This is a genomic window from Leuconostoc pseudomesenteroides KCTC 3652 (assembly GCF_014634745.1).
Classification (GTDB): domain Bacteria; phylum Bacillota; class Bacilli; order Lactobacillales; family Lactobacillaceae; genus Leuconostoc; species Leuconostoc pseudomesenteroides.
In genome coordinates this window covers 1-8,105 of record NZ_BMBP01000016.1, presented here as the reverse complement: position 1 = coordinate 8,105, position 8,105 = coordinate 1, and the positions used below count along the sequence as shown (strand labels likewise).

Annotated in this window: 12 protein-coding genes and 1 pseudogene; 6 read left to right on the top strand and 7 right to left on the bottom strand. The window is 34.3% G+C overall.

The genetic code is table 11. From position 1 onward, the window contains the following. The first annotated feature begins 7 nt into the window (after nucleotides 1-7). The gene (locus tag IEU65_RS10565; RefSeq protein WP_041775301.1) at nucleotides 8-106 is read left to right on the top strand and encodes an IS3 family transposase; all 99 of its coding nucleotides are present in this window, start codon (nucleotides 8-10) and stop codon (nucleotides 104-106) included. A 79-nt stretch (nucleotides 107-185) separates the two neighbouring features. On the opposite strand, the gene IEU65_RS10515 is transcribed toward IEU65_RS10565, so the two are convergent. Further along, nucleotides 186-398 carry a hypothetical protein gene (locus tag IEU65_RS10515; RefSeq protein WP_010291550.1) on the bottom strand — a complete coding sequence of 71 codons (213 nt, stop codon included), beginning with the start codon at nucleotides 396-398 and terminating at the stop codon, nucleotides 186-188. A 70-nt stretch (nucleotides 399-468) separates the two neighbouring features. After that, nucleotides 469-1,320, bottom strand: a complete 852-nt coding sequence (locus IEU65_RS10110) for an oxidoreductase (RefSeq protein WP_010291557.1) — start codon at nucleotides 1,318-1,320, stop codon at nucleotides 469-471. Between the two features lie 73 nt (nucleotides 1,321-1,393). Here IEU65_RS10110 and IEU65_RS10105 point away from each other — a divergent pair, with 73 nt between their 5' ends. After that, complete coding sequence (locus IEU65_RS10105) at nucleotides 1,394-1,804, top strand: MerR family transcriptional regulator (protein ID WP_010291558.1); 411 nt, start codon at nucleotides 1,394-1,396, stop codon at nucleotides 1,802-1,804. Nucleotides 1,805-1,812: 8 nt separating this feature from the next. Here the strand turns inward: IEU65_RS10105 and IEU65_RS10100 are convergent, their stop codons facing one another. Beyond that, a complete protein-coding gene (locus tag IEU65_RS10100; protein WP_010291562.1) occupies nucleotides 1,813-2,661 on the bottom strand; it encodes a helix-turn-helix transcriptional regulator in 849 nt (282 codons plus the stop codon). Nucleotides 2,662-2,773: 112 nt separating this feature from the next. Between IEU65_RS10100 and IEU65_RS10095 the strand changes: the two genes are divergently transcribed. Continuing rightward, entirely contained in the window at nucleotides 2,774-3,946 is a 1,173-nt protein-coding gene (locus tag IEU65_RS10095) for an MFS transporter (protein ID WP_010291565.1), read from the top strand. Between the two features lie 11 nt (nucleotides 3,947-3,957). Here the strand turns inward: IEU65_RS10095 and IEU65_RS10090 are convergent, their stop codons facing one another. The 3 genes and pseudogenes from IEU65_RS10090 to IEU65_RS10080 form a co-directional block, all read right to left on the bottom strand. Next, complete coding sequence (locus IEU65_RS10090) at nucleotides 3,958-4,740, bottom strand: hypothetical protein (protein WP_010291566.1); 783 nt, start codon at nucleotides 4,738-4,740, stop codon at nucleotides 3,958-3,960. Nucleotides 4,741-4,870: 130 nt separating this feature from the next. After that, nucleotides 4,871-5,419 carry a hypothetical protein gene (locus IEU65_RS10085; RefSeq protein ID WP_010291567.1) on the bottom strand — a complete coding sequence of 183 codons (549 nt, stop codon included), beginning with the start codon at nucleotides 5,417-5,419 and terminating at the stop codon, nucleotides 4,871-4,873. A 107-nt stretch (nucleotides 5,420-5,526) separates the two neighbouring features. After that, a pseudogene (locus IEU65_RS10080) lies at nucleotides 5,527-5,700 on the bottom strand (IS30 family transposase); the annotation flags it as partial. Nucleotides 5,701-5,930: 230 nt separating this feature from the next. On the opposite strand from IEU65_RS10080, the gene IEU65_RS10420 reads away from it, so the two are divergent. From IEU65_RS10420 to IEU65_RS10410, 3 genes are read left to right on the top strand one after another with little or no spacing between them, the layout of a single operon-like run. After that, a complete protein-coding gene (locus IEU65_RS10420) occupies nucleotides 5,931-6,392 on the top strand; it encodes an IS110 family transposase (protein ID WP_010291568.1) in 462 nt (153 codons plus the stop codon). Between the two features lie 57 nt (nucleotides 6,393-6,449). Further along, entirely contained in the window at nucleotides 6,450-6,590 is a 141-nt protein-coding gene (locus IEU65_RS10415) for a hypothetical protein (RefSeq protein ID WP_010291569.1), read from the top strand. Nucleotides 6,591-6,647: 57 nt separating this feature from the next. Beyond that, nucleotides 6,648-6,902 carry a transposase gene (locus IEU65_RS10410; protein WP_010291571.1) on the top strand — a complete coding sequence of 85 codons (255 nt, stop codon included), beginning with the start codon at nucleotides 6,648-6,650 and terminating at the stop codon, nucleotides 6,900-6,902. A gap of 470 nt (nucleotides 6,903-7,372) precedes the next feature. Here IEU65_RS10410 and IEU65_RS10070 read toward each other — a convergent pair whose 3' ends face one another. After that, entirely contained in the window at nucleotides 7,373-7,918 is a 546-nt protein-coding gene (locus IEU65_RS10070; protein ID WP_168441524.1) for a ketopantoate reductase family protein, read from the bottom strand. Nucleotides 7,919-8,105 lie beyond the last annotated feature (187 nt).

Sequence of the window (8,105 nt, the reverse complement as noted above, 5' to 3'; positions counted from 1 at the left end):
TGAAGAGGTGTATTTGAAGGCATACGAAACATTAACGCAAGTCCAAGCAGCCATTGGTTGGTATATCAATTTTTATAATCGCAATCGTATCTCAAATGTTGCCTAAGTAACTGAATAAAAATAGTCCAATTTATTGACTTCTGAGCATAAAAAAAGGCTACTAATTTAGTAACCTACCCTTTCTCTCAAATATTCTTTTGTAATTGATTGATTAAATGTAAACCCCTAAAGGTTCGTTGAACGATAATAAATAAAAAAGTCAAAACACTGGCAACTATCATAGCGACATGTAGTGATTGACCCAAACTCATAAAGAGTAAAAATATAGGGAACATAGACCCAACATAGCCGAGCCAAACCCCAAACATAAAGCTAAAATAAATCATTTTCTGTGCCATTGTAACAACTAAAAAAGACCGATTGTTTAATCAGCCTTTAACCTTTCCATTTTGTGTTGTGTTTTCTTAATTAATTGTTTTTTACTTTAAAGTCTGTTGAAATTGTAATCTCACGATCCTGCTCAAAATTTTTTAACATTTTTTTGTACTTTTCTGTCGCTCTTTCATAGGCATCAGAACCTAATAGTAGACGCAATGGTTTCCTGTTTAACTGATGGATTTCAAAAACCGCTTTTGCAAATAAGGCAGGATCACCCGGTTGATGACCTGAAAGCTTTTGTAACCCTTTTATATTATTACCGGCCGTAGCATCGTATACAGAATTGATTGATGCATTAACAACCGCAGACCTATCAGCAAAATCTGTTTTGAAGTCCCCAGGCTCAAACAATGTCACATCAATACCAAGTGGTGCAACTTCTTGAGATAAACTTTCAGTTAGTCCCTCTAATGCAAATTTTGTCGCATGATAATAGCCAAAACCAGCAAAGGCTCTTAACCCACCTAACGAAGAGACATTCATGATCTGACCACTTTTCTGTTTTCGCATGATGGGCAAAACAGCGTCTAACATGTTCTTAACACCCCAAAAATTTACATCAAACATATTTTTAACTATATTATCATCAGCAAATTCTACTGATGAAAAATAGGCATACCCAGCATTATTGACCAACACATCAATCTGGTGCCATGTTTTTACAACAGTTTCAATAGCAGTTGCTATTTGTTGTTTGTCAGTGACATCGACTGGTAAAATCATTAAGTCATCGTGATTAGTATATTGTTGCGTATACTTTCTGATATCTTCAGGATTTCTAGCTGTAGCGACCACCTTGCATTTTTGAGTTAACAAAAATTGCACCAAAGCTTTACCTAATCCTGTTGATGCGCCGGTAATAAACCATACGTCTTTTGACATTGTATTTTCTCCCATAATCAATTAATATTTTAAATATACTGCATGATAGTAACTATCAGTCAAGGAGAAAACAATGTATACCATTAATGATGTGGCTCAGATTTTTTCAGTTTCACCATATACTTTAAGATTTTATGCTAAGAAGGAGTTATTTCCTAATATTGTCAGAGATAAGCAAAATACCCGCCTCTTTTCTGACAAAGATTTGGAATATGTTGAGATGGTCCTAGCTCTCCGGCACTCTGGAATGAGTTTATCGTCCATTAAAAATTATATTGACCTTTGCGCACTGGGCGACCAAAGCATTACCGAACGCTTACATATCATTCAAAATGAACTCAATAATGCTGAAGAAAAAGTCCAGGAGAGCATTAGGCAACGTAATATTCTGAAAACTAAACTTTCATACTATGAAAAGGCAATCAAAATTGGTGAAAAAAATATAATTTGGAGTGAATTAAAACATAGTAATGGACATAATTAAAACCTTGATCAAACAGAATGTTTAATATTTTTTTCAAAATTGTTGTAAAGAAAAGCAAGCTTATTTTGTGTTGTATTATCATTTGCAACGTTAACTGTCACGTTAACATTCTCAACTTCATCAGTTAAAAAAGTAAGATGTGATAGCCGCAATTCACCGACCTTTGGATGATGTAATAATTTGTCACCTTCCGGAGTACCCATAATATCTATATCATGCCATATTTCCGTGAATACATCACTTAGCTTGCACAGACGTTCAACTAATGATGTTAAAAACATGTCTGATGGATTTTGAATATATGCTATTCTTAGTTGACTGACACGTAGCTTTGCATGACCTTCCCAGTCATCTAGCAAATTGGACATACTTGAGTCTGTAAATAATCGCCAAACAGAATTTCTTTCGTAAGTATTCATTGTTCGATAGTCTCCAAATACAGCTAAAGCAGACGTGTTCCAGCCAATAAAGTTATATTCCCAATCTGTAATATAAGCAGGGTTAGGATTTTGAGAATCGAGAAAGTTTTGTAACCTCGTGGTTATTTTAGTTTCCGTATCGTGTGAAGGTGGTACCTCTATTCCCAATAAAGAAAATATATATTTTCTTTCACCAGAATTTAAGTGTAAAATGTCGCTTAAAATATCAAGCGTTTCAATTGATGGTCTTATTTTTCTGCCTTGCTCTAGTTTCGTGTACCAATCGGTACTGATATGAGCTAATTCAGCAACTTCCTCTCGTCTAAGCCCACCTACCCGTCTATTTTTATTAATTGGAATGCCATAATCTGCGGGATTTATTGCCGCTCTTTTGTTTTTCAAAAACAAACCAAAATTTTTAAAGTTGTCATTATTCATGTAGTTAGCCCACTAGTTCTATGAAACAGGGATAGAGAATCCCTGTTTAGATTTTGATTTTAGAATTATAGTATACAACAGATATATTTCTAAAGAAAAGTGAGACTGAAACATGAATGAAAAGCAATTTCCATCAAAAATAATTTTGAATATTTTGACAGTATTGTGCGCACTTGCTGTTGCAAATTTATACTATGATCAAGTTTTGATAGTCCATATAATCAAATACTTCAATGTTTCAACCAGTCAAGGTGGTTCTTTAATCACAAATATCCAAATTGGATACACATTAGGGCTTTTGCTTATTGTCCCACTCGGAGACAGGTTTAATAGAAAAACACTTATTGTAACTAGTTTGGTTTCATCAGCCATTTTTTTCTCTGCAATGGCATTTAGTCCGAATTTTTTTATTATGAAGGTTTTTGGCTTATTCATGGGATTTTCTACCGTGTCAGCACAATTAGTAATACCTTTTGTTTCTTCTAACTCTAATACCCCTAACAAGGGAAAATTAACTTCAAAACTACTTTTTGGTGTTTTTCTGGGAGTGTTAATTGGACGAGTGATTAGTGGCCTTTTAGGACAATATTTGGATTGGCAAATGATACATTTGATAATTTCATTTATTTTACTTATTGGAGCCATATTTACAGTAGTAATATTACCTAGAGATTCAACGAATAAACAGTCGACATATATTGCTATATTAAAATCCCTACCTGAAATTGTGAAAGATCAACCAGTATTACGAGAAACAATGGTGTTTGGATTCGCTGCTTTTGCAACTTTCAACATATTCTGGGTCCCGTTAACTTTTATCTTAGTAAGGCATCCATACAATTTTGATACAGGCATTGTAGGTTTGTTTGGTCTAATTGGTGTTCTTGGCTCATTAGCTGCCGGATTTTCAGGAAAATTAGCAGACAGCAGTAACGCTCGAAACTGGAACACCGTTGCCCTATTCACTATGATTTTCTCATTTTTGCTATTGTCTTTTACATGGCAAAATATTATTGGAATAATCATAGTTACATTAATTCTTGATGTTGGTTCCAGAATGAACATGACCTTAAATCAAGGGCGCATATACCACCTTGATGTTAAGCTTCATAGTCGCCTCAACTCCTTATATATGGTCACCTACTATTTAGGTGGCTCGTTGGGATCTATTATTGGTACTCGAGCGTATCAGAACTTTGGGATAAAGGGCTTAGTTGTTTCGAGTATTTCAATACTTTCAGCCACTATAAGTTATTCCCTATTTAAGTCTAAACATAAAAAATAGCTGCGAAGTTATTAACCTTTTGCTTTGTCAGCTTGATTAGTAGTTGCCTTGTTTTGATTTGATGCTGGCTTTTCGGTTGCCTTTTCATCAAGAGCAACTAACGTGTCAGCATACACAGTCCAATCAGTGGCATCATTACCAGCAAATGCAAACTTCAAACCTTGTGGCACTAACTTGTCCCCCGGCTTCAAACCAGCTTGCAAGCGTTCACTTTCTGCTGGGTCAACCAAAATACGGACAATGTTATCATCATTGCCAACATCGCCTGATTTGCTTTGTTGGATAAAGTTGAACTGATAATTTGAAATAATTGGTTCATCGTAATCATCACGAGCAACTTCGCCACGATTGTCAGTTTTATAGTTAGGTGTAACCCTAAACAAAACTAAATCATGACTATCAAACGCATCAGCACTACGCACACGTCCATGTGGTGTCTTGTCTTTACCTGATACGAATACGGCATCGTATTCTTCTTCTGGCAAAATGTCTGTTTTAGCATCAGACATAGGTAACAAAATACCTGTCTTAGTGGCAACACGAGCGCCATTTCTTTGGTTACTGCGAGCAGTACCAGCAATAATTTTTGCATCGATCAGTTTTAGTGGTGTGCCAAAAGCCATACTAAAATCAAAACCAGCCTGTGGTGTGACATTTTCAGTATTCAATGTATTATTCAAATTCAACATTGCCACTGCCACATCAGCATTTGCACCAACTAAATTGCGCCCAGCAAATGTGAGCTTTCCGATACTTTTTCCTTGTAGTGATAAACTACCAAACTTATTAACCATATTTTTTCCTCTTTTTCAAATTAAAAAACATTCAGTCAATGTTAAACTGAATGCATTATTGCTTTTGTTAAATTAATTTATTATATTTTACGTTTATACGAACATATCGATCTTTAATAAAAAATAAGTATTACGGCTCCGGCTCCAGCCAGTATCCTTCGTTTCCGTGTAATAGATTTTGAAAATGGAGTTCTTCATTAATTTTTACAATATATACGAGAAAAACAATTACAGAATAAAGATAGTCTTCATAGTAACTGTTGTCATCATCTAAACTATCGCCATGTTCATGTTTATTTCGAATACCTTTTGAATTATTGAAAGAATCGTTTAACAAATAATTCATAAAATCAATTTCAGGCTTTGCAAAAAGAGTACTCTCTGTACAGAATATACCTTTCTCAATACTATCATCGATTAATTTCTGATATGAATTACCCACATAAGTATTGAAAACTGATGGAAAATTATAATAATTAATTACTTCATATGACCAAATATTATAATACAGACGAAGCATCATATTTTGGTATTTACTAAAAAATAATAAATCATTTTCATTACGACTTACAACATTTTCTTCCAATAAAAAATTTAAATCTATTAACTGATAGTCGGAGAAATCAGTATATTTTATATCATGTTTAGTAAGCAGACTAACTATATTTTCCTCATTCACAGCACTATTGCTCAGAAGTCAATAAATTGGACTATTTTTATTCAGTTACTTAGGCGACATTTGAGATACGATTGCGATTATAAAAGGTAGATGGCAGATTGCAAGAATTAACCGAAAAATGCGAACTGCTGAAAAATATTTCGTGGTAAATACCAATTAAGTATTTTCATTGGTCTGGCATTAATCCAATGGTTGATTTGATCTAATTCTTTGGCGCTAGCTGTTTCGATTTTGCTCTCTTTGGGTATAAAACGTCGGACGTATCGATTTAATATCTCATTATGCTAAAAAACTTACTAACATTAAAGGTGAAGATTATTCTCGACGGAGATGATATTCACCTTTTTTGGATTTATTCTAAAATTGGTAGTGAAACTTAGGTCGTTGGTCCTTTTGACACCAGATGTCGTAGCAAAAAATGGCCATTTCACTGGCTTTACCACACAATTTCATCTTAGTAAGTTAGGCGCTAGGCGTCGAGTATAGAAAATTAAATGGTTGTCAGGTTGCGGTGGCGGTTGATGGTAATGTAATTCAACATTTCAAGATAACCCATGATGTCCTGGGATTCAATCAACTCAATACAATTATCATACAATTTAATGAATTTCCTGATATTGTTTTTGAGGCAACCGGTATTTATTCGCGACGATTTAAATCATTTTTGGATTGGCATAATTATCCCTATACTGATCTCAATCCCTTAGCAGCAAAAAAACAGTTGGATCAGCTTCGCCTGAATAAAAATGATTTGAATGATGCTAAAAACTTGGCTAAGACCCAATTCATTTTAGCTCGTGCTAAAAGTTATGTTCAAAATCCAATTGATATTGAGTTACAAGATATGAGCCGCTTTTATCAACAAATTAATCATGATATTGTCAGTACAAAAAATAGATTACATCGCATTTTACAACTGACCTTTCCTGAAATCGAAGGACTCTTTTCTGCCACCGATAGTCCACATTATTGAGAACTCTTAACAATAGTGCCACATGCAATAATTACAAGACGTTCGAGGCAAGCACTCATGGAAACGATTCAAGGTGGGATCAGTTGGCATATCGGTCACCAGAGATTACGTAAATTAGTCGATCAATTAATGAGTATGGGTCAGATATCAGCGCCTGCAGTTGCTGCCAATTCTTATAATGTTGCACAAGTTATATAATACTATGCAAAGCGTTTGATTGAGTTGCATGGTACCAAGGGTGACATCCTGACTGCTATGTTAGGTAAGGCTAAGGATTTACCGGAATACAGCATTCATCAAACCATTCCAGGGTTTTCTGATAAAACAGTTGTGTCGCTGATAGCTGAATTTGGCGATTTACATCGTTTTCGTACTGCCAATAAGCTAAACGCTTTTGTTGGGATTGATTTAAGATTCAATGACTCAGGTGATTACAAAAGCACAGGTTTTATCACCAAAAGGGAAATAGTACCGCACTCAAAGTTCTATTTAGAGCAATATCAAATATAGCGAGTAGCGCATCTTATGAGCATCCCAGTCATAATAATGATTGATATCAAAAGAAAAAGCAATCTTCATTGTCTAAGGGAACAAAGAAAATTGCCATTGGTGCCATGTCGCGATTACTGAGAACCATGCATTATCTAGTCATTAATCATCAACTGTATGATTACAAAGCTGCATCAAAGCGCTAGTATTCTACATTTATAAGCCTAAGATTTTTAAAAATCGATTTGAAGACAGCGGTTTATTTAAGTAGTGCTAATTGTTAACAAAATCTCAAAATAACAGAAGTCAAATGCCTTGAAACACTTGACTTCTGTTAGTAAGTTTATGGTTCTTAGGAATTTAATAATATGGAGAATGACCAAATGAGTATCAATGTGAGTAAAAAGATTATGAATTCAATTGGATACCAAAATATGATTAAGATGGTTGTGCTACCTTAGCAAAAAGTAATCCAATTCACCTCCATTTGACTATTCTAAAATACCTGAATTTATTTCGTCCAAAGCTTTAATCATAAAATAAACATATTGATTAACAGGAGTTGGAACCTTTAATTTTTTTCCTAAATCAACAAGATAGCCACAAAACATTTCATTTTCGGTTTGTTTCCCTGATTCAAAATCTTGTAACATTGAATTTTTATTGCTTGCAGGATAATTATTGTATGCTTCCATGACCCATTGAACGTCTGCATCCGTTAATCCTGTTTTTAATTTTTTTGCAACAGCAAATATCTCATCAATTAATATTTTTCTTGCTTGGTTGGCAGCATTAACTTTCTGAAAATAACTATGCGTTCCACGTAATAATGTATTAGTACTGTTGCCACTAACGTTTAACATAAATTTTCGCCACTGTTCACGAATCATATTCTCTGGTATTTCATAGGGAACACCAGCTTTGTCAAAAAGATTGGCAATACTTTGTACACGGTCACTCAATTCAGATTTATTGTTAGATTCTCCAAATTTAATTCCATCTGATGAAAATGGTACACTGAAGTGACCGTTACCCAAATTGCTGGCACTAATATTACACAAACCATACAAGCACTGATGCTCTTATACTAAAAAAATGGACTATTTTTATTCAGTCCGTAAAATGAAAGTATAGGAGTATTTTTATGTCAATTCGTTATTCACAAGATTTTAAAGATTCACTGGTTAAACTTCACCAAGAAGGACGTTCACTTAAGTCATTAGC

What these genes read in the sequence shown, in the direction of transcription:
- IEU65_RS10515 (WP_010291550.1), bottom strand. Translation starts at nt 398, where the DNA reads ATGGCACAGAAAATGATTTATTTTAGCTTTATGTTTGGGGTTTGGCTC.
- IEU65_RS10110 (WP_010291557.1), bottom strand. Translation starts at nt 1,320, where the DNA reads ATGTCAAAAGACGTATGGTTTATTACCGGCGCATCAACAGGATTAGGT.
- IEU65_RS10105 (WP_010291558.1), top strand. Translation starts at nt 1,394, where the DNA reads ATGTATACCATTAATGATGTGGCTCAGATTTTTTCAGTTTCACCATAT.
- IEU65_RS10100 (WP_010291562.1), bottom strand. Translation starts at nt 2,661, where the DNA reads ATGAATAATGACAACTTTAAAAATTTTGGTTTGTTTTTGAAAAACAAA.
- IEU65_RS10095 (WP_010291565.1), top strand. Translation starts at nt 2,774, where the DNA reads ATGAATGAAAAGCAATTTCCATCAAAAATAATTTTGAATATTTTGACA.
- IEU65_RS10090 (WP_010291566.1), bottom strand. Translation starts at nt 4,740, where the DNA reads ATGGTTAATAAGTTTGGTAGTTTATCACTACAAGGAAAAAGTATCGGA.
- IEU65_RS10415 (WP_010291569.1), top strand. Translation starts at nt 6,450, where the DNA reads ATGGAAACGATTCAAGGTGGGATCAGTTGGCATATCGGTCACCAGAGA.
- IEU65_RS10410 (WP_010291571.1), top strand. Translation starts at nt 6,648, where the DNA reads ATGTTAGGTAAGGCTAAGGATTTACCGGAATACAGCATTCATCAAACC.